The organism is Flavobacterium sp. LAR06 (assembly GCF_041946075.1).
Classification (GTDB): Bacteria; Bacteroidota; Bacteroidia; order Flavobacteriales; family Flavobacteriaceae; genus Flavobacterium.
Genome location: NZ_JAUTYT010000001.1, coordinates 454,473 through 475,040, shown reverse-complemented (window position 1 = coordinate 475,040; position 20,568 = coordinate 454,473). Strand labels below are relative to the sequence as shown.

Here is a 20,568-nt window from a genome sequence, read left to right as displayed (position 1 = left end):
CGGGAAACCGTTTAAGTTGGCTCTCAGAATTAAATTCTTTATTCCTTTGTTCCACGTGGAACATGCTGAACAGATTTCAAGGTTCAGGTTTCAAGTTTCAGGCTCTCACCATACAAAAGTTCCACGTGGAACATTTATTAATTTCCCCTTAAAACTTCAAATCAAAACTTCAAATCAAAACTTCAAATCAAAACTTCAAATCAAAACTTCAAATCAAAACTTCATTTTTAAATGTTCCACGTGAAACGTTGAAATTTTCGTTTTCAAAATTAAACATGTTTCACGTGGAACGTTCAGATTCTTTTATTATCAAAATCAAACATGTTTCACGTGGAACAGCTAACTCTTTTTAACAACTTGAAACTTGAAACCAAATAAACCTGAAACAAACCTCCTACTGTTCCACGTGAAACATTGCTATTTTTTCATCTTCTTTTGAACGCATTAGTTCAGCATCTTTATCTGATTTATCTTTATAACCACAGTAATGTAATATACCGTGAGCCAAAACGCGTTTCAATTCCTCTTCAAAAGAAACATTAAAATCCTTTGCGTTATCTTCTACTCTTTCTACAGAAACAAATATATCTCCGTTTAATTCGTTACCAACTGTGTAGTCAAAACTGATAATATCGGTTAGTGTATCGTGATCTAGATATTCTACATTTATCTTGTGAAGATATTCATCGTCACAAAAAATATAATTTATCTCTCCTTCGTTTTTATTTTCAGAAACGATTACAGCACTTAACCAATCAGAAAAGGCTTGTTCGTTATCTAAAGTGAATTCGGTTTCGTAATTAAAATTGATCATTTTGTATTAAAATATTCTTGAACCTTTTGATTAAAATTCGAGCGCAAAGGTAGTGATTGTCTGTTTAAAATCTCTACACTGTTTAAATATTCCAAAAGTGAACTTGGTAAAGCATTCGAACGATTAGAAAATTCAGCTTTGTTTGTTTCAGATTGACGCTTCGTATCCTGACCTTGTTGCTGAACTGCATTGTTCAGTTTTAATAATTCTTGTTGAATATTTAAAATCCTTTGAAGGTTTTCATTCTTAAAACCTTTATTCAAAAGTTGCTTTTCAGATTGCTTCATTTGATCAATCACAGATTTACCTTGAGAATCCAAACCTTGTTTCGCTAATTCCTTTTGCAAAGCTTCACGAAGTTTTACCTGTTCCTTATATATTTCCATAATTGCTTCTGCATCTCCTTCTCCATCATTACCTTCTTTATTTTCCTTTCCTTTTCCTCCATTTTTATTTCCTTGCCCGTCTTTACCTTGTCCTTCTTTACCCTGCTGTTTGCCTTCACCACTTTTACTATCCTGTCCTTCTCCAGGTTTATTTCCTTGCTTCATACCTTCTTTCATTTTATCACCTAATCCTTTTTGTTTTTGAATAATATCTGGCAGTTGCATTCCTTGTCCTTCTCCCGGTTTTGGTTTTCCTGATCCTGGTTTCGCCATAGACATCTGCATGTTATTTAATAAATCACTTAAAAAATCAGCTAATTTATTTGCAGATGAAACAGCATATTGTTGATGCGAAACTCCTTTTGGAACCTGAACGTCTGTCAAAGATTCGATAGCTTTATCAACATTATATTGTACGTTGCCAATTTCCTTCGTTACATCTTCAGCTACTTTTGGATTTCTCAAAGACAAAGCAAACAAACTATCATCAACATGTTTGAACTGTTGTTTTAAATTCTGTTGCACTTTAATATTTTTAGTATAAGCCGAAGAACCTAATTTCATCGATTTAAATTGTTTCATCACATCTTCCTGAGATAAAGAATACGCTAAAAGATTATCAAGAACCTGACGAAGCATTGCAACATCTTCTTCTAATTGTTCCTGATCGCCACCCTCGATACTCGACTCCATTTGTTGTGCCATGCTCTTCATTTTTTGAGCAGCACTTTTTTGTTTTGGCTTAGCAGAAGAAGTATTCTTTTTACCTAATTCTTCAGAAGCTTTTTGTAAATCAGAATCAACATCTTTTTCTTTTGAAGCATCAGAAGGAATATCCAAAGGTGCTTTTAATGTTTTATTTTCTTCTTTTAAATCCTTTAAATCTTCCTGAATTTTGTCAAAGGATTTATTGATTTCATCTTGTTTGTCTTTGGTGTTTTCACTTTCCTTATTAGAAAGTTTCTCTTGTTGGTCTGCTAACTTATTTAATTTTTCAGCAACCTGATCTGCTTTCTTCTCAACATAAAAACGTTTTGTCAACTCCACCAATTGTTCTAAGTTGCGAGATTGGTTCTTGCTGATCTGTTTGAATTTTTCCATCTTATCAAACAAATCTTCACTATTCAATTTATCATTCAAGTTCTTTAATTCATCTAAAAGTTTTTGGTTTTTCTCCAAATCTTTCTCTGCATTATCTAAACGCTTTTGCAAATCTTCAGCCGTTTTGTCTTTCTTTTCGTCTTTGAATTTATCTAAATTCTGATTCATTTTCTCAGCAAACTGTTTCATCAATTCGTCTTGTTGTTTTTGACGTTTAATAAAATCATTGATTTTTTGCTGATCTTTAAACTCTAAATTATCTTTTTCTTTTCCGGTATTTTGAATCTTATCCATTTCAGAAAATTGCTTGTTCTGATTCTTTAAAGATTTTTCAAGACTATTGATGTTCTGATTTTGCTGCTGCAATTCCATATCCTGAACTTCATCTGTAGTAGAAACTCTGTCTGAAAAAACAGAAGACTTTGTACTCTTAAAATGATGTGGCGCATCATTATCGAAAACCTCAAAATAGTATTCATACGATACTCCTTCTTCTACAGCAAGATTACTTGGAAAGTTAAAAACGAACTGATCAAATACGGCTTGCTTTACAGGAATGGTTCCACGCTTTGCAGTGTTTGGTTTGTTACGTTCGTAGTATACAATCTGTAATTTTGATAATCCATAATCATCTCCCAGTCTCCCCAAGACATAATTCTTATCCAATTTTAAACTGTCCGGTGCAGGTGAAACTGTGATTGTTGGATGCTGATCTTTGATAACAGACAGCTGGTAATCCAATTTTTCGTAGTTTTTTACCTTATTATTTGAAGTAAGAATTTGATATTCTGTATTTTGACTGATGTTTCTAGCCAATTTAAACTCGTTTTCGGCTTTATTAAACTTAAAAATCGCATTTTCATCCTTCCAAACAATCTCCTGAGTTGATTGTGTATTCATTTTCCAGGTTACCAAAGTTCCTTCTGGTACAATTGCATTTCCTGTTCCTTGGATAGTTTCTGATTTCTTTTTTAAGTAAGATGGAAAATTCAACACCATTTCGAAGTTGGCAATTGATGGAACTGTAATAACTTTTAATTCATATTCATCTGATGAAACCGAATTTCCTTCAAAAGAAAATTGAACATTATCTACTGGTTTTTCAATCTTGAATTCGAACTTTCCTGGTTGAGATGATTCCATAAAATAACTTTCATCTCCAATATGAATCATCACATTCTCCGGAACAACTTTCCCAACCGATTCCATTTTGATAACGAAATCTTTGTTTTGTTCTGTTTGTAAATTTGAATTTAAAACCACAAACTTGAAAGGAGCTGGTGGTAAAAATGTAGCATTGAAATGTACTACTCTATTAAAGCTTTGTGAAATAATAGTACTGTTTCCAGAAATATAAAACACTGCAAAAAGTAAAATTGGAATCAAAGCCAATGGCAAATATTTCTTGTTAGCTTTAAAATTTATTGCATTTCCAAACGGAATTGGTTGCAATGAATTCGCTTTTTGTTCAATTGAAGCCAACATTAATTCTGAACTTTCAGCTGAATTTTCATAAGATGATAATTGCAAAAAGTTCGTAAGCTTATCACTCACTTCTGTAAAATGGTTACCAATAATTTTGGAAGCCTGATTATAATCAATTCCCTTTTGAAGTTTGAACAACTTAAAAATAGGAAACAAGATAAATCGGAACAAAAGGAAAACTTCTACTCCAATAAACATCCAAAATAAAACCGTTCTTCCCAAAGGTTTTAACCAAAGAAAATACTCAATAAAAAGCGTAAACAGAAAATACAATAATCCGAATCCGATAAAAAGAAGCCCTCCTTTTATTAATTCATTAGTATAATATTTCTTTATAAAAGCTTCTAACTTTTGATATATAGCAGATGTCGTTTTCAAAATAAAATCTCTTTTGATTATAACCTATAAAAGTAGTAATTATAACGATAAGTCTGAAAGTCAAAAGTCGAAAGTCAAAAGTTCTCTACGTAACCAAAAACCTTTCAGACTTTCGACTTATGACTTTTGACTAATATTGTATCTTTGCATCAAAATTTAAACAAATGTCAAAGCAAGTTCGCGTGCGTTTTGCACCAAGTCCGACTGGACCATTACATATTGGCGGAGTTCGTACTGCCCTATTTAATTATTTATTTGCCAAAAAAAACAATGGTGTTTTCTATTTAAGAATTGAAGATACAGATCAGACTCGTTTTGTTCCTGGTGCCGAAGCTTATATTATGGAAGCATTAGAATGGTTGGGAATTGCTCCTGAAGAAACCGTTGGTAAAAATGAAAAATTTGGTCCGTACAGACAAAGTGATCGTAAAGAATTGTACCAACAATATGCTGATCAATTGATCAATTCGGATTGGGCGTATTATGCTTTTGATACTCCGGAAGCTTTAGATGCTTTAAGAAAAGAGCAAGAAGCTGAGGGAAAAACATTTATTTACAATCATACTATTCGTGAAAAGTTAGATACCTCTTTGGTAATTTCTGCAGAAGAAGTTGCTAAAAGAATTGCGAATGGAGAACATTATGTGATTCGTTTTAAAACTCCGGTTAATGAAACTTTACATTTAAAAGATATCATTCGTGGTGATGTAAAATTTGAAACCAGTTTACTTGACGATAAAGTATTATTCAAAAGTGATGGTATGCCAACTTATCACTTGGCTAATATTGTAGATGATCATTTGATGGAAACTTCACACGTAATTCGTGGAGAAGAATGGTTGCCATCGATGCCACTTCACGTTTTATTGTACAGAGCTTTTGGTTGGGATGCTCCGGAATTTGCACATTTACCTTTGATTCTAAAACCGGTTGGAAACGGAAAATTATCAAAAAGAGATGGTGACAAATTAGGTTTTCCTGTGTTTCCATTAGAATGGAAAACAGAAGAAGGTGTTTCATCTGGTTACAGAGAAAAAGGATTTTTCCCGGAAGCCGTTATCAACTTCCTTGCTTTGCTAGGCTGGAATGACGGAACGGATAAAGAATTATTTTCTTTAGAAGAATTAGTGGAATCTTTTGATTTAAACAGAGTTCACAAATCGGGAGCAAAATTTGATCCGGAGAAAAACAAATGGTTCAATCATCAATATTTAATCAAACAAAATGATGCTGATTTAGCGAAAGACTTCACTCCTATTTTGGTAGAAAAAGGTGTTGATGTCTCTAAATATGATGTTACGAGAATCGTCTCCCTGATTAAAGAAAGAGCACATTTCGTATCTGAATTTTGGGATTTAACTGATTTCTTTTTCCAGGCTCCTACATCGTATGATGAAAAAGCAAGTAAAAACTGGAAGGAAGAGACACCAGCTCTAATGCAGGAATTGATTTCGACTCTTGAATATATTGATGGATTTGATTCAGCAAATATTGAAGCAATCGTAAAAGACTGGTTAACGAAAAATGAAATTGGAATGGGTAAAGTAATGCAACCTTTCCGTTTGAGTTTGGTTGGAGCCTTGAAAGGTCCTCACCTGTTTGACATTGTTGAAATCATTGGAAAAGAAGAAACTATTTCTAGAATTCAGAAAGCAATAGCAACTTTATAAAAACAAAAAAGCTCCCAAATTGGGAGCTTTTTTTAGATTATTTTTAAATCGGCCATTACTTTAAATTCGCCTTCTGTTAATTGGTTTGACATATTTGCTCCCCAATTCATAGCACCTGGCATATACAACCAAAGAATTTCATTCGTTTCACAATCAACAATAATTTTAAAATATATTATTGTTGATTGTGAAACGATTGACACATTCGACTTAACAATTCCATAAGGCGCTGTATAAACAACCGCAGTATTTTTTGCTTTATTAATTAATGCATCACTCAATTCAGATTCCGAAACAAATTTTAAATCTCCACCATAATTTTTTATTGCAGCTTCTTTAGTTCTACCCTTCGCTAACATATTATCCTCAACTAATAATGTTTTCCCTTTTAATTTAGAAACATTTTCCTTTGCCATCCTTTCAGCATACTTGTCAAAATTTAAAACTTTATCATTAGCAATAATCCAATTTACGTTCGCTTGAAGAATTAATAATGAGTATTTGTAATCTGCCTCAGATAAAGACTTATCATTATTTAAATTTCTTGATGGTAAATAAATTTTAGAATCAGCTTTACCAACATTACTTTCTATTCTTGTAAATGCAACAGCAGGAATACTTTGATTAGTTTTAATTCCCCAATAACCTTTATCATTTAACTGAATTAATCTTAAAACAGCATATTCCTTACTTTTGGCTTTTTGCAAAGCTTCAATTTCAGTGCTGGTTTTAAATTCCATTTTATCAGTAAACGTCCAGTATTTCTGAGCATAAATTTTAAAATCTGCATTAAAGTCAACAATGAATTTTTTGTAATCAGCTAATTCTTCAGCCTTTTTAGGTTTGCTTAATTTCTTCAAAACATCTGGATCTTCTTCTAAAGTTTCAACAATTAATGGTCGTGTTTTTAATTGTTTTAGTTCATCTGGATCTCCGTAGAAAGTAACGTTTATCTGAGCTTTCGAAACGAAAGAAGTTAATACTAGAATGTAAAATAGAATTTTTTTCATAAATTTTGTTTTTGGTTTAATTTGATCCAAAAATAGAATAAATTTTAACAAATAAAATCTTCTAAAGAAAATATATAGATAATAAATGTTATTATATTATTCGTAATTTTAAACGATTAATAAATACTAAACTATATCACCATGAACACAGCATTAATTATCCTTTTAGTCTTCGGATTCTTTATTTTCATGTCTTCTTTTTTTACCGTGAAACAGCAATCGTCTGTTGTAATCGAAAGATTTGGTAAATTTTTAAGCGTAAGAAATTCAGGTTTACAACTTAAAATCCCGATTGTCGACAGAATTGCCGGACGTGTAAATCTTAAAATTCAACAGTTAGATGTTATCATCGAGACGAAAACCAAAGACAACGTTTTTATCAAAATGAAAGTTTCGGTTCAGTTTAAAGTGATTCAGGAAAAAGTATACGATGCTTTTTATAAACTGGAATATCCACACGATCAGATTACGGCCTATGTATTTGATGTCGTTCGTGCCGAAGTTCCAAAACTAAAATTGGATGACGTTTTTGAAAGAAAAGATGATATCGCCATTGCTGTAAAAAGAGAGTTGAATGAAGCCATGACTACCTACGGTTATGATATTATCAATACTTTAGTTACTGATATTGACCCGGATATCCAGGTTAAAAATGCGATGAACAGAATCAACGCCGCAGACAGAGAAAAAACGGCTGCCGAATTTGAAGCTGAAAGTTCAAGAATCAGAATCGTTGCCAAAGCAAAAGCTGAAGCTGAAAGTAAACGTTTACAAGGACAAGGTATTGCAGATCAGCGTCGTGAAATTGCAAGAGGTTTAGTAGAAAGTGTTGAAGTTTTGAACAGTGTGGGAATCAATTCTCAAGAAGCTTCTGCATTAATTGTAGTTACACAGCATTACGATACATTACAGGCAATTGGTGCAGACGCCAATTCAAATTTAATTTTGTTACCGAATTCTCCACAAGCCGGAAGTGATATGCTGAATAATATGGTTGCATCGTTCTCAGCATCGAATCAGGTTGGAGAAATGATGAAGAAAAACAATAAAAAGATTGAAAAACCTAAAAAGATTGAACCACTTCAATCTGGTTATGAAGATGATATTCAACCCGAAATAAAAGAATAATACAAATAAAAAAGAGGCTTAATTGCCTCTTTTTTTATTGAATAACCAACTGATAATATGTGGTAAAATGGATTGCAAAATCTTAGGATAGTTGTTCGAAAAATAATCTTTATAAGAAGAAAAGAATCCATTAACAATTTTCTGCGGTGTAATTCCTTCCTTAGTCCTCTGAAAACTTAAGACCAATTTTTGATAATTAATCTCCTTTTCTAATTTCAGAATCTCCAAATCTCTTTCGATTTCAGCGTATGATGCGTATTTTTTTGGTTCCATAAATTAGTCGTTAAAAAAGATTTCTGAGAATTTTTCTAAAATTGGACCTTCCACAAACTTATCTTTAATAAAGAAAAGTAAAATGGTAAACAAAAGATAGATCCCTCCTACCGCTAAAAATCCAAGTGCCGTACTTTCGAATAATGCTCCAAAAGCGTAAGCTGCCGCAAAAGATCCAAAAAGTAAAACCATACTAAAACACAATAAAATCAGAGTAAACTTGAAAATTAAAGTGGTCGATTTCATCGCAACCTTAAATCCCCAAAGTTTGTAATACGCTAAATGACTGTCTAAATAAACTTTAGCCTGATCCTGAATGTTTTCAGTATTTTCTTTTAACTCCTCAAAAGCCATAATTGTAGTTTAAATTAAAAAAAGAAGCACAAAAAATTACTTTTAAAAGTAATCAAAATTTGTGCTTCTTGTATTTATTATTTTTGAAGTTTAGCGTTCTGTGCTTTTAAATCAGCTAGTTTAGATTCTAAAAACGTAATTACCTCTTCTGTTTTATGACTTACATTCGAAAGCAATTCATCAAAAGTACCATCAAGGCCTTTAGTAGCACCAGTGAATTTTTCACGAAGAACTTCAGAACTTGCTGATAATGAATCTTTCAAATTATGTGCTGCATCATCTATACCTTCTTTTAATTTCGCTCGGGTATTTGATCCTTTATCCGGAGCAAATAAAATTCCAATTGCTGCACCTGCAGCGGCGCCAGCTAATATTGCCGCAATAGTATTTAAGTTCTTTGACATAATGTTAAAATTTAAATGATTAATAAAGGTACTGCTTTTTTGAAATATAAAATATTGATTAAATGATATTTACTATAATTTAACAATACAATTAATACATGTATGCAACTGCTTCGTATTTTCCGTCATTTTCAACTATGCTAACAAATGGATAACCTTTTGAAGCTGACTGCGTTTTGATCCTCAAAGCAGTTTGGTTTTGATTTGCAATTGGCGGTTCGCCTTTTGTCTTCGTCAATATTCCTGAAAAATTAGCCGCTTGTTTTAAACCTATTGTCTTTTCCTGAGGTAAAACAGTTACCATTTTGTAATCTGATTTTGAATCTACTACTACTCTATCAGATATTTTTTTAGTCTGATTTGTTTGTTTATTGGTAATTTTTGAAACAGCGTACTTGGTAATTTTATGTTCTTCCGAGCTTCCGTTAAACGAATAATGAATTAAATCATTTTCATGTTTGATAAAATTAACATCCAATTCCTCTCCATTGTGTTTTGAAATTTGATGTGTTTGAGAAATTGCAATGTTTGCAAATAAAATAGCCAGAGTAAAAAATACATTTTTCATGATAATTAAATTTAAGGATTAAAAAATTTCTTTGATCAAAAATGAAAATCAAAATTTATAAATCACAAAACCAATTTCATGAAATTTGAAAATTATGAAATGATTTGAAAAATACTTTTACTGAAGTATTATCAAAAACATCAACACAATTAGAATTGACCATAAAACCAATTTTTGGAATACATACTTAGAATAAAATCTAAAAACAAAAACGTAATTTTTGAATTTTTAGATAAACTCAGATTTGATTCCTAAAGTGCCATTTTTAAAATTAAAAAATTTCAGATTTGACCTTTGGATAAAAATAGCAACTTTATAAACAATTGTATGTTAATAACCCGTTAAACTCACAAAAATGATGTCTAAAACTTAAATAAAGCTTAAAAATCAACAATTATTCAAAAGATGAGTTACGAGATGAAAGAAGTAAAAAAAGGCCTTAAAATTAAATTATGAAGGTCACTTTTAGTTTAAATTATCTATTAAAAAATTTAATTTAATAGTTTTTATATATAATAAATATAATCTTGTAAATTTTAAGTATTGATCGTTAAAATTGATATAATAAAATTTACTTCTTAATTTTGGCAAAATTCACAGCTTTTTTAAAAGAAGATTGAAAATAGCAACTTTATAAACATTCTGTTGTTAATAAGCTCTAAAGAGGACTAAAATAAGACCTAAAACTAAAATAAGACGCTTATTGTAATTATTTTTTGAAAGATGAATTCTATATCGGAAGAAGTAAAAAAATCGTTTAAAATCAATTTATGCGCATCACTTTTAATATAAAATATTTATTAAAATTTAATTTTAATAGAAAATACAAATAATAAAAAAAGCGCTTATAAAAAGCGCTTTTAAATAGATTTTAATGATATTATTTCTTTACCATTTCAGAAAGAATTTCAATTTCTCTCTCTGAAGCATTTTTTGGAGGATTTGAATATAATTTTAAAATTTCATCTTCAAACTGAGTTTTGAAACTTTCATTTTCTAAATCTCTTAAATTTAAAAGTGCTTTTGATCGAACATAAGTTGATTCACTTCTTAATGACATTGTATATAATTTTTTGATATCTTCTTCTTCAAAATCAGCAGATTTCAAATGAGAATATTTCAAAATAAACTGAGCAAACAATAATGAAGCTTTATTATTATTGATATTTTTCTTTAATGAATTTTGCAACAATGAAAAGGTAGAAACATTTTTAATACTCTCTCCTATTGCACTTTCAATTGCAATACGTTCTGGTTTAGTTTCAACTTTAAAATATTTATTAATATCTTTTAAAGAATTATTGATGCTATTTTCTTCTTTTTTACCTTTTTCTTCCCAGGCATCTTTCAATCCAACAGTTTTGTTAAATACTAATTTTGAAGGAGTTGAATCTTTATCAACAGTAAAATACCCTAAACGTTGAAATTGAAATTTATCTTCATTTTGAGCTGTTGCTAAACTTGGTTCAACAAATCCTTTGATTATTTCTAATGAATTTGGATTCACAAAATCCAGAAAATTTTTCTCTTTATAACTGTCAGGAGCTTCATCTGTAAACAAACGATCGTACATACGAACTTCTGCTTCAACAGCATGCTGAATAGAAACCCAATGCAACGTTCCAGACACTTTTCTTTGGCTTGCTTCTGTCCCACTTCCGCTCAAAGAATCGGTATCATAAGTAACGTGAATTTCTGAAATATTTCCTGCTGCATCTTTTACAACACTTTCTCCTTTAATGATATACGCATTTTTAAGACGTACTTCTTTTCCTAAAGTCAAACGGAAAAACTTCGCTGGAGCTTCTTCTAAAAAGTCTTCTCTTTCAATGTATAATTCACGGGAAAAAGGTACTTTTCTGAAACCTGCATTCTCATCTTCCTGATTATTCTCTGCTTCTAACCACTCCTCTTTTCCTTCAGGATAATTTGTAATTACCAATTTTACAGGATCTAAAACAGCCATTACACGAGGTGCAATTTTGTTCAGATCTTCGCGAATACAGAATTCTAAAACCGATACATTTATTAAATTATCACGTTTTGCAATACCAATTGTATTCGCAAAATTACGCAATGAAGCAGCAGTATAACCACGTCTTCTTAATCCAGAAATGGTTGACATTCTAGGATCATCCCAACCGTTAACATGCTTTTCTTTAACTAGTTGCTGTAATTTTCTTTTACTAACAACAGTATGTGATAAGTTACGTCTTGCAAATTCTCTTTGCTTTGGACGAATCTGATTTTCATCAATAATCTGGTCTAAAAACCAATCGTATAATTCACGGTGAGGCAGGAATTCAAGTGTGCAAAAGGAGTGTGAGATTTCTTCTAAATAATCACTTTGTCCGTGTGCCCAATCGTACATTGGATAGATTTTCCAATCGTCACCGGTTCTATGATGATGTCTGTGTAAAATTCTGTACATGATAGGATCACGCATCAGCATATTGGTAGATTTCATGTCTATTTTTGCACGAAGAATATGAGTTCCAGCTTCAAATTCACCGTTTTTCATTCTTTCGAATAAATCTAAATTTTCTTCTACAGAACGGTTTCTGTACGGACTATCTGTACCAACAGTAGACGGAGTTCCTTTTTGAATTGCCATATCTTCAGAAGACTGACTATCCACATAGGCTTTATCTTTCTTAATTAATAAAACGGCCCAATCGTATAATTGTTGAAAATAATCTGAAGCATAACGTTCTTCTGCCCAGGTATAACCCAGCCATTCGACATCTTTTTTAATAGCGTCAACAAATTCCTGCTCTTCTTTTTCTGGATTTGTATCGTCAAAACGTAAATTTACAGGAGACTGATAATCAATTCCTAAACCAAAATTTAATGCAATAGAACTCGCGTGTCCGATATGCAAATAACCGTTTGGTTCTGGTGGAAAACGAAAATGAAGTTTAGTTTGCGAAAGACCTGATTTTAAATCTTCCTCTATGATTTGTTCAATAAAATTGAGTGATTTCTCTTCTGATGCCATTATTTTATAGTAATTTTAGCAAAGATAAAAAAAAGGTTTCAGGTTTCAGTTTTAAAGTTACTTAAGTGGCGTTAAACGTGAAACTTTAGACTTTAAACAATAAGAAAATGGGAGTTATAAAACTAAAAAACATCCGCACTTTTTCCTACCATGGGTGTTTAATCGAAGAAGGAAAAATTGGATCAGACTATACTGTTGATCTAAAAATTAAAACCAATTTACAGAAATCGGCACAAACAGATCATCTTCTTGACACTGTTGATTATGTACATTTGAACAAAATTGTTACCGAAGAAATGGCAATTCGTTCGCATTTATTAGAACATGTGGCCAAAAGAATCAATATTCGTGTACTTGCTGAGATAGAAATGATAGAAAAAACAACAGTTTGGGTTTCTAAAATAAATCCTCCTATTGGTGGTGATGTTGAATCAGTTACTATAAAAATGACGGAAATTAGAAAGTAATTCTTTCCCGCAAAAAGCTAATTTTTTAAAATAGTTACTTTTAAAGTTTTGAATTTTAAAGATTTTAGTTACTTTTGCCATCCGTTCAAGCAATGGCGTCGTGGCCGAGCGGCTAGGCTGGGCTCTGCAAAAGCTCCTACTCCGGTTCGAATCCGGACGATGCCTCAAGAAGAGATACAGAAATGTATCTCTTTTTTTTTTCATTTTTTCGCAATCTTGTCATTTCTCCTTCGTCGAAATGACATAACGGAATTCCGGTTCGTTGCTCTCTGAATGTGATTTCTCCTTCGTCGAAATGACAAACTAGATGTTAAAATGTAATTTTAAATACAAAAAAACCTCTGAAATTCAGAGGCTTTAATTTATATCTTTCAGTTGTTAACAACTACTTCTCAATCTTCTCAAAAGCATTTCTAACCATTTCTTTTTCTTTTGGAAACCAGCCCTGGATCATTAAAGCAAATCCAAAAACCATTAAAACAATACTTATAATTTTCTTTATTTTAAGAATATTATTGGGTGTCATTTTAGATTTTAATTGTTTGGCTAATACTATTTTAAGACAATCAACCAATAAATAAGTTATAATAACTGATGTAAAAAAAGTAATCATTCTGGAATTTTGCATCTCTAATTTTGGTCCGACAGAAATGATAACTGCCAGCCAAAATCCCAATACTCCAATGTTGATAACGTTCAGTAAAAAACCTTTAACAAACAAGCTTCCATAGTTTCTTTTGATAATATCACGATCAATTTCTTCATCGTTTATTTTTTCTTCTTTCTTTAATCTTACGAAAGAAATTAAACCGTAAGCCAGCATAATAATTCCGCCAAAAATAAAGAGTGCCGGTTTATCTTTTAAACTCTGAATTAGTCTGTAACTTCCTAAATACGCAATGGCTATAAAAAAAATATCACCTAATACTACACCAAAATCAAAGACTATTGCTGCTCTGAATCCTTTTGTAATACTGGTTTCTAGTAATATAAAAAATACTGGACCTACCATAAAACTTAAAAAAAGTCCCCATGGCAGTCCAGCCAAAATATCATTTATCATTCAAATAGAATTATTATTTCACTTCTTCGATTTTACCTCCAAAAACCGTTTTTTGATTAATTTGTCTAGGTTTTCCGTAAATGTAAATAGAGCCTCCTGCGCTCACTTTTGCATCAACAAGCGTAGTAGCATTCACATCTGCTTTTCCTCCCGCAGAAACGCTTACTGTAGTTTGAGAGGTAACTAATTTACTGGCTAATAAAAAACCACCAGCTCCCAGACTTGCATCCTGGTTAGAAGCTTTACCTGTTAAAGTAATTTCTCCTCCTGAAACTGAACTTACTTTTAGTTTATCAACATCCAAATCTACATTAATTTTACCACCTTCCTGAGCACTTACTTTAAATGAAGTTGCTTTTATAGCTTCTGTACTTGTAACAAGAGCTCCCTCATTAACATCAATAAGTTCTATGTGTTTGTAGTACAAGGTAATATCTAAATCATCTCCCGATAATAATTTAGACATAGTCATTCTTATTTTCAAGATCCCTTTTTTGTTGATAACCTCTACTTCTGATTCACGAGCTCCTTTAATAACTACTTTATTGTCAGAAGACGCTACTAATTTAACATGAAGTTTATCAAAAACTTTTACTTCATCAAAATCTCCTACTTCTTTCGTTACCTGTGCAAATGACATTTGTACAAATAAAATTGCCACACCAATTAATAACTTTTTCATATCTCTCTATTTTAATTTAACAACTATTCTGCTCTTCTTAAAAAATGAAAATCCAGTTGTTTTTTAACTAAATCGGCATTTTTTACTTTAACATAAATTTCATCTCCTAATTGCAATATGCTGTTTGAAGTAGCTCCAACCAAGGCATATTGCTTTTCATCGAAAGTATAATAATCGTCTTTTATTTCTCTGATTCTAACCATTCCTTCACATTTGTTCGAAACAATTTCAACATAAATTCCCCATTCTGTAACTCCTGAAATAACTCCCAAAAATTCTTCATCCTGGTGATCCTGCATGTATTTAACCTGCATGTATTTGATACTGTCGCGTTCAGCATTGGTTGCTAAACTTTCCATATTGGAACAATGTAAACACTTTGTTTCGTAAATTTCTTCGTTTACAGAAGCTCCTCCATCTAAATAAAATTGCAGCAAACGATGTACCATAACATCAGGATAACGACGAATTGGTGAAGTAAAATGGCTGTAATAATCAAAAGCTAAACCATAATGGCCAATATTTTCTGTTGAATATTTGGCTTTACTCATACTTCTAATCGCAAGAGTATCAATTAAGTTTTGCTCTTTTTTACCATTAACTTCTTCCATCAAAGCGTTCAATGATTTTGAAATATCGCCTTTGTTTCTGAAATCAATTTTATAACCAAATTTAGCAATTACGGTTTGCATCGCAATTAATTTATCTTCATTTGGTTCATCGTGAATCCTGTAAACAAATGTTTTCTTTTGTTTACCAATATATTCTGCCACTTTTCTATTGGCCAAAAGCATGAATTCTTCAATCAGATGATTGGCATCTTTTGAAACTTTAAAGTATACTCCTTCTGGTTCTCCTTCTGCATCTAAATTGAATTTTACTTCAACTTTATCAAAAGAAATAGCACCATTAGCCATTCTTTTCTTTCTCAAAATTTTAGCTAATTCATCCAATTTTAAAGTTGCTTCCACAATTTCATCTGAAACCACATAAGATTCTCCGGTAATTGAAATATCAACCGGAATTGTATTGTCTTTTGTTTCAATGATATATTGCGCTTCTTCATAAGCAAATCGCTGATCTGAATAAATTACTGTTCTACCAAACCATTGGTTAATAACCTGCGATGTTGGAGAAACTTCAAAAACAGCAGAGAACGTATATTTCTCTTCATTAGGACGCAATGAACAGGCAAAATTAGATAAAACTTCAGGAAGCATTGGCACTACTCTATCAACCAAATAAACCGAAGTTGCTCTTTGATACGCTTCATCATCTAAGATTGTTCCTTCTTCCAAATAATACGAAACATCAGCAATATGAATACCTATTTCGTAATTTCCGTTTTCTAACTTTTTGAAAGACAAGGCATCATCAAAATCTTTTGCATCTTTTGGATCGATCGTAAATGTCAGTGTATCACGCATATCACGACGTTTTGCAATTTCAGATTCCTGAATTGAAGTATCAATCTTTTGTGCATATACCTCTACTTCTACCGGAAAATCTGCCGGTAAACCATATTCGGCTAAAATGGCATGAATCTCTGTATTGTGTTCTCCAGGTTTCCCTAAAACTTTAATCACAGATCCAAACGGACTATCAGCTCTTTTAGGCCAATCTTCAATCGTAACTAGTACAACATCTCCATTTTCTGCTTCTCCAATTTTATCTTTCGGAATAAAAATATCCGTATACATTTTAGGATTTGCTGTCGATACAAAAGCAAAATTTGCCTGAATATCTATTACACCAACAAACTCTGTTTTATTTCTTTCAATTACTTCAATTACTTCCCCTTCCGGTCTTTTCCCTTTTCTTCTATTATAAACATAAACTTTTACTTTGTCTTTGTCTAATGCACAATTCAAATTATTAGTCGGAATAAAAACGTCTTCACTAAAATCCGGACAAATAAAATAGGCCGTTTTTCTGCTCGTCATATCAATTGTTCCTTCGTAATAATCCTGACTTTCGGCTTTTACTAAATATTTACCAGGTTCGGTTTCTATAATTTTCTTTGAAGCAGCCAGAATTTTTAAATCTTTTATAATCTGGTTTCTGCTTTTTGTATCGTCAAGTTCTAACTTTGCTCCTATTTGTTTGTAGTTGAATGCTTTATTTGGGCTTTGCGATAAAATTTTTACTATCTTACTAGAGAAATCTTTCTCATTTTTTATCGGCTTTCTAATTTTCTTACTCATATATCTTTTCTTAAAAAGTTAAAATTACAAATAAGATATCAGATTATAGATTTTAACAAATAAATTATTAAAAAAATAACTTTCGTATCTTTATTAAAAGACCTTGTATGGAAAGCTTTAAAACCATCGCCATATTCAATTATCAGCACGAAACTGTTGTTCTGAAACACTTATTAGAACAAGAAGAGATTCCGTATTTTTTTGAAAACGAAATGACGCTCTCTGTGGCTCCAATGTATTCGGCTGCATTGGGTGGAATCAAACTCAAAGTTCATCCCAACGATTTCGAAGAAGTTCAGCAAATTCTGGACAATCTCAATAGTCCACTCAAAATCGTTTAAACCGCTCTATTTTTTCAATTTCAATTTTTTTTTTTCTTTTCAAACTTTCAAAGTTGTCAACATATATTAAATACAACAAAAAGAAAAATTTAATTTAAATTAATTTATGGTTGTTATTATAGCTTGTTAATATGTGCAATAATTTTATTTTTAAATGTATTGAAATGAAGTTTTGCTTAGTTATATAGAGTTATCAACATACTTATATTTAGCTAAAAGATTAATTTATAAGACTTTTTGTATTTTAATTAACAACGGTTGACAACCAAAAATGAATTCATTTTGTAGATAAGTTCATATGTTGATATTTGTTGAAAATGGCATTTTTGATATTGATAACTTTTCTAAAAATTCCTCAAACTTTATTAGGTTTTTTGATTCGGGTTTTGGATTAGGTTTTTTTATGACACGACCAAAAAAAACTTCTAATTTTCTATCTGAACTTATTAACAAATAATGTTAATTTAAAGTTAACTGAATATCAACGAATTAGCTTTTGGTATTAACATTCTAAAATTTTAACAAAATCTATGTTTATTTCTAATTGATCTTCAGCTAATTATAGAGATATTTAAATTGTTAATAACGCTAAGTTTTTGATATAAAGCTTGTTGGAAATGGGGTGTATTTTTCCACAAAGAACACAAAGTTTTTACGCAAAGTTAATAAAGTTTGGATCTATAAATAAGTGTTAATCTGTGTCAAAAAGGTCGTAAAGTTTAATGCATATACTAAGCAGTTTTTTCGGCACGAATTCACGAATTTTATAAATCTAAAAATTCGTGAATTCGTGGCTATAAAATTTAGTTTCCTTTTTAAACATGTTTGTAATTCTTTGGTTAAATTTGCATAACACAACTAAATAGTATTTACAATGAAAATTTCGATAGGAAACGACCACGCGGGACCAGATTATAAAAAAGCAATTGTTGCCATGCTTAAAGCAAAAGGATATGAAGTAACGAATTACGGAACAGATTCTGAAGATTCTGTTGATTATCCAGATTATGGCCATCCGGTTGCAAATGATGTATCTGAAGGAAAAGCTGACTTTGGAATTGTTATCTGCGGAAGCGGAAATGGAATTGCAATGACAGTGAACAAACATCCAAAAGTAAGAGCGGGTTTATGCTGGACTAAAGAAATTGCGTATTTAACACGTTTACATAATGATGCAAACATTGTAAGTATTCCGGCGCGTTTTACGTCGGTTCCGCAAGCGGTAGAAATTGTTGAAACGTTTTTAACAACGGCTTTTGAAGGTGGAAGACACCAAAACAGAGTGAATAAAATCGCCTGTTCGTAAAAAATCAAAAAAATCGGGTGCTTCGCACCAATAAAAATAAACACACCGGGCGGATTTTAAAAATTCATCCGGTTTTTTATTTATAGTCTTAAAATCAGATTATTAAATTTAAAATTTAACCTATTTTGGAGTTATTAACAATCCAATTGTTTAAATCTTATCAGTTATTATAAGATAGATTAAAACGATCTGAATCAAAAAAATTGCGGAAAACTTCACAATAAAAGAGGTTTTACTCGTTTTATGTTTAAAGAGTAGCATGGCGAGTAATAAACCAATTGTTCCTCCGATAGCTTCCAGGAAAAACAAGGTATTTTCAGGAATTCTACGTTTGTTTTTTCGGGCTAGATATTTGTCATAAGCGGCAAGAATAAAAACGAAGATGTTTATAAATAAAAAATACAATAATAAAATTTCCATTGGCTTAAAATTAGAAACAAAGATATTATTTTAGCCGAATTATATTACAAAAAAGATTATACAATGTAGCTTTTATTAAGAGAGCTATAAATATTATAAATTTAAAAGAAGTAAATAATGCGAGATTTTACGAGAATCTCGCATTATTTATTATTTTAGCATAAAAATAACTTTATGTTAGAACGTCCACCGATATCTAAATACGATAATAATACTATAAGCTTACTTACTCAGCTTACGATGTCAGGTGAATTGAAAGAAATCAATGATGAATATTTATATTGGGATAAAGTTAAATATAAAACTAAATCTATTGAACCTGAACAATATTGGAATGCCGTTAAATTATCTCGATCATTAAACAAGCAAAATATTTTATTTGGAACATATTCTTTTAACTTTAATGTTACTGATTATATTCTTAGACTTTTACATCATTTTGATTTACATATCGGAGGAAATTTAGGAAGTAATATAGGTATAAATGATACTGACAAAAATAAATTTCTCCTAAGTTCAATAATGGAAGAAGCTATTTCAAGTAGTCAAATGGAAGGTGCAAATACCACTAGAAAAGCGGCAAAGGAAATGATTCAAAAAGAACGTAAACCGAAAAATAAATCAGAACAGATGATTATGAATAATTATTTCACAATGAGATATATTGTTCAACATAGAAATAATAATTTAACACCAGAGAATCTTTTATACATTCATAAACTTATATCTAATAATACATTAGAAGATATTGAAGATGAGGGCAAATATAGAGAGAAGAACGATATTTTTGTGGTAAACTATTCAAATAGTGAAGTAGTACATACACCACCAACTAGTGAAGAGATAAAAAAATTAATTAATGACTTGTGTTTGTTTTTTAATGAAGAACAAAAGACGTTTATTCATCCAATTATTAAAGGAATTATAATTCATTTTATGATTGGCTGGATACATCCATTTTCTGATGGAAATGGTAGAACAGCAAGGGCTCTATTTTATTGGTATATGCTAAAAAATGGTTACTGGCTGACAGAATATTTAACGATTTCTACTATTATAAAAGATACAAAGGGACAGTATGAAAAAGCTTTTTTGTATTCAGAAATTGATCAAAATGATCTTACTTACTTTATAACTTATCATATAAAAACAATGGAGAAGGCATTTACAGCCTTGAAGGAATATATTGGTAGAAAACAAAATGAAGTAATTCAAGCAGCAAAATTTATTAAAATACCAAATGTGAATGAGCGCCAGGCACAAATTTTAAAAATTTTAAATGAAGATTCTGATAGGGTTTTAAGTAGTAAGGAAATAGAAAATAGATTTGGAATTTCAAATTTTACGGCTAGAACAGATTTAAATAACCTTGAAAATTTAGGTTTTTTAGAAAAAATACAAGTTAATAAAATAAAGCACAATTTTATTAAATCAAAACAGTTTAATAAAATTTTAAAATCTTATAAATTGTAAAAATTGCGAGATTCTCGTGAAATCTCGCAATTTTTATCTATAT

The 20,568-nt window shown here is 30.9% G+C and carries 18 protein-coding genes and 1 tRNA gene; 7 read left to right on the top strand and 12 right to left on the bottom strand.

The window, feature by feature from the left end; translation table 11 throughout:
- Nucleotides 1–394: 394 nt before the first annotated feature.
- Nucleotides 395–814, bottom strand: a complete 420-nt coding sequence (gene ybeY / locus Q7C23_RS02105) for an rRNA maturation RNase YbeY (protein WP_072970009.1) — start codon at nt 812–814, stop codon at nt 395–397.
- Nucleotides 811–4,164 (bottom strand): hypothetical protein, encoded by a 3,354-nt coding sequence (locus tag Q7C23_RS02100; protein WP_375030955.1) that lies wholly within the window; start codon nt 4,162–4,164, stop codon nt 811–813. The genes ybeY and Q7C23_RS02100 overlap by 4 nt, the downstream gene beginning before the upstream one ends.
- Before the next feature lie 164 nt (nt 4,165–4,328).
- On the opposite strand from Q7C23_RS02100, the gene gltX reads away from it, so the two are divergent.
- Entirely contained in the window at nt 4,329–5,834 is a 1,506-nt protein-coding gene (gltX, locus tag Q7C23_RS02095) for a glutamate--tRNA ligase (protein ID WP_375030954.1), read from the top strand.
- Nucleotides 5,835–5,866: 32 nt separating this feature from the next.
- On the opposite strand, the gene Q7C23_RS02090 is transcribed toward gltX, so the two are convergent.
- On the bottom strand, nt 5,867–6,844 hold the full coding sequence (locus Q7C23_RS02090; RefSeq protein WP_375030953.1) for a hypothetical protein: 978 nt from the start codon (nt 6,842–6,844) through the stop codon (nt 5,867–5,869).
- 141 nt (nt 6,845–6,985) lie between these two features.
- Here Q7C23_RS02090 and Q7C23_RS02085 point away from each other — a divergent pair, with 141 nt between their 5' ends.
- Nucleotides 6,986–7,972 (top strand): SPFH domain-containing protein, encoded by a 987-nt coding sequence (locus Q7C23_RS02085; RefSeq protein WP_375030952.1) that lies wholly within the window; start codon nt 6,986–6,988, stop codon nt 7,970–7,972.
- Nucleotides 7,973–7,990: 18 nt separating this feature from the next.
- Here the strand turns inward: Q7C23_RS02085 and Q7C23_RS02080 are convergent, their stop codons facing one another.
- The 5 genes from Q7C23_RS02080 to Q7C23_RS02060 form a co-directional block, all read right to left on the bottom strand.
- Complete coding sequence (locus tag Q7C23_RS02080) at nt 7,991–8,245, bottom strand: DUF6327 family protein (protein WP_072970013.1); 255 nt, start codon at nt 8,243–8,245, stop codon at nt 7,991–7,993.
- Between the two features lie 3 nt (nt 8,246–8,248).
- The gene (locus tag Q7C23_RS02075; protein ID WP_026982394.1) at nt 8,249–8,599 is read right to left on the bottom strand and encodes a hypothetical protein; all 351 of its coding nucleotides are present in this window, start codon (nt 8,597–8,599) and stop codon (nt 8,249–8,251) included.
- Nucleotides 8,600–8,676: 77 nt separating this feature from the next.
- The gene (locus tag Q7C23_RS02070; RefSeq protein WP_375030951.1) at nt 8,677–9,003 is read right to left on the bottom strand and encodes a YtxH domain-containing protein; all 327 of its coding nucleotides are present in this window, start codon (nt 9,001–9,003) and stop codon (nt 8,677–8,679) included.
- Between the two features lie 91 nt (nt 9,004–9,094).
- Complete coding sequence (locus Q7C23_RS02065; protein ID WP_375030950.1) at nt 9,095–9,571, bottom strand: hypothetical protein; 477 nt, start codon at nt 9,569–9,571, stop codon at nt 9,095–9,097.
- Nucleotides 9,572–10,451: 880 nt separating this feature from the next.
- Nucleotides 10,452–12,569: a glutamine--tRNA ligase/YqeY domain fusion protein gene (locus Q7C23_RS02060; RefSeq protein WP_375030949.1), complete on the bottom strand. Its 2,118-nt coding sequence runs from the start codon at nt 12,567–12,569 to the stop codon at nt 10,452–10,454.
- Nucleotides 12,570–12,676: 107 nt separating this feature from the next.
- Between Q7C23_RS02060 and folB the strand changes: the two genes are divergently transcribed.
- Together folB and Q7C23_RS02050 are read left to right on the top strand one after the other, a co-directional pair.
- A complete protein-coding gene (gene folB / locus Q7C23_RS02055) occupies nt 12,677–13,036 on the top strand; it encodes a dihydroneopterin aldolase (RefSeq protein WP_375030948.1) in 360 nt (119 codons plus the stop codon).
- Nucleotides 13,037–13,130: 94 nt separating this feature from the next.
- Nucleotides 13,131–13,201: transfer RNA gene (locus Q7C23_RS02050), tRNA-Cys, on the top strand.
- Nucleotides 13,202–13,421: 220 nt separating this feature from the next.
- Here Q7C23_RS02050 and Q7C23_RS02045 read toward each other — a convergent pair.
- From Q7C23_RS02045 to rnr, 3 genes are read right to left on the bottom strand one after another with little or no spacing between them, the layout of a single operon-like run.
- On the bottom strand, nt 13,422–14,099 hold the full coding sequence (locus Q7C23_RS02045) for a LysE family translocator (RefSeq protein WP_194656427.1): 678 nt from the start codon (nt 14,097–14,099) through the stop codon (nt 13,422–13,424).
- 13 nt (nt 14,100–14,112) lie between these two features.
- Entirely contained in the window at nt 14,113–14,781 is a 669-nt protein-coding gene (locus Q7C23_RS02040) for a head GIN domain-containing protein (protein ID WP_375030947.1), read from the bottom strand.
- 23 nt (nt 14,782–14,804) lie between these two features.
- On the bottom strand, nt 14,805–16,985 hold the full coding sequence (gene rnr / locus Q7C23_RS02035; protein ID WP_375030946.1) for a ribonuclease R: 2,181 nt from the start codon (nt 16,983–16,985) through the stop codon (nt 14,805–14,807).
- A gap of 107 nt (nt 16,986–17,092) precedes the next feature.
- Here rnr and Q7C23_RS02030 point away from each other — a divergent pair, with 107 nt between their 5' ends.
- Entirely contained in the window at nt 17,093–17,326 is a 234-nt protein-coding gene (locus Q7C23_RS02030; protein ID WP_026982402.1) for a DUF2007 domain-containing protein, read from the top strand.
- Between the two features lie 874 nt (nt 17,327–18,200).
- Nucleotides 18,201–18,632 carry a ribose 5-phosphate isomerase B gene (gene rpiB, locus Q7C23_RS02025; protein WP_194656423.1) on the top strand — a complete coding sequence of 144 codons (432 nt, stop codon included), beginning with the start codon at nt 18,201–18,203 and terminating at the stop codon, nt 18,630–18,632.
- A 150-nt stretch (nt 18,633–18,782) separates the two neighbouring features.
- Here rpiB and Q7C23_RS02020 read toward each other — a convergent pair whose 3' ends face one another.
- A complete protein-coding gene (locus Q7C23_RS02020) occupies nt 18,783–19,052 on the bottom strand; it encodes a DUF1294 domain-containing protein (protein ID WP_375030945.1) in 270 nt (89 codons plus the stop codon).
- A gap of 174 nt (nt 19,053–19,226) precedes the next feature.
- On the opposite strand from Q7C23_RS02020, the gene Q7C23_RS02015 reads away from it, so the two are divergent.
- Complete coding sequence (locus Q7C23_RS02015) at nt 19,227–20,525, top strand: Fic family protein (RefSeq protein WP_375030944.1); 1,299 nt, start codon at nt 19,227–19,229, stop codon at nt 20,523–20,525.
- The last annotated feature ends 43 nt before the right edge of the window (nt 20,526–20,568 follow it).

Bases quoted from the DNA above. Each gene is read 5' to 3' on its own strand.
- Q7C23_RS02075 (WP_026982394.1), bottom strand. From the start codon at position 8,599: ATGGCTTTTGAGGAGTTAAAAGAAAATACTGAAAACATTCAGGATCAG.
- Q7C23_RS02015 (WP_375030944.1), top strand. From the start codon at position 19,227: ATGTTAGAACGTCCACCGATATCTAAATACGATAATAATACTATAAGC.
- Q7C23_RS02030 (WP_026982402.1), top strand. From the start codon at position 17,093: ATGGAAAGCTTTAAAACCATCGCCATATTCAATTATCAGCACGAAACT.
- Q7C23_RS02080 (WP_072970013.1), bottom strand. From the start codon at position 8,245: ATGGAACCAAAAAAATACGCATCATACGCTGAAATCGAAAGAGATTTG.
- Q7C23_RS02020 (WP_375030945.1), bottom strand. From the start codon at position 19,052: ATGGAAATTTTATTATTGTATTTTTTATTTATAAACATCTTCGTTTTT.
- Q7C23_RS02065 (WP_375030950.1), bottom strand. From the start codon at position 9,571: ATGAAAAATGTATTTTTTACTCTGGCTATTTTATTTGCAAACATTGCA.
- ybeY (WP_072970009.1), bottom strand. From the start codon at position 814: ATGATCAATTTTAATTACGAAACCGAATTCACTTTAGATAACGAACAA.
- rnr (WP_375030946.1), bottom strand. From the start codon at position 16,985: ATGAGTAAGAAAATTAGAAAGCCGATAAAAAATGAGAAAGATTTCTCT.
- Q7C23_RS02040 (WP_375030947.1), bottom strand. From the start codon at position 14,781: ATGAAAAAGTTATTAATTGGTGTGGCAATTTTATTTGTACAAATGTCA.
- Q7C23_RS02085 (WP_375030952.1), top strand. From the start codon at position 6,986: ATGAACACAGCATTAATTATCCTTTTAGTCTTCGGATTCTTTATTTTC.
- rpiB (WP_194656423.1), top strand. From the start codon at position 18,201: ATGAAAATTTCGATAGGAAACGACCACGCGGGACCAGATTATAAAAAA.
- Q7C23_RS02070 (WP_375030951.1), bottom strand. From the start codon at position 9,003: ATGTCAAAGAACTTAAATACTATTGCGGCAATATTAGCTGGCGCCGCT.
- Q7C23_RS02060 (WP_375030949.1), bottom strand. From the start codon at position 12,569: ATGGCATCAGAAGAGAAATCACTCAATTTTATTGAACAAATCATAGAG.
- Q7C23_RS02090 (WP_375030953.1), bottom strand. From the start codon at position 6,844: ATGAAAAAAATTCTATTTTACATTCTAGTATTAACTTCTTTCGTTTCG.
- Q7C23_RS02045 (WP_194656427.1), bottom strand. From the start codon at position 14,099: ATGATAAATGATATTTTGGCTGGACTGCCATGGGGACTTTTTTTAAGT.
- folB (WP_375030948.1), top strand. From the start codon at position 12,677: ATGGGAGTTATAAAACTAAAAAACATCCGCACTTTTTCCTACCATGGG.
- gltX (WP_375030954.1), top strand. From the start codon at position 4,329: ATGTCAAAGCAAGTTCGCGTGCGTTTTGCACCAAGTCCGACTGGACCA.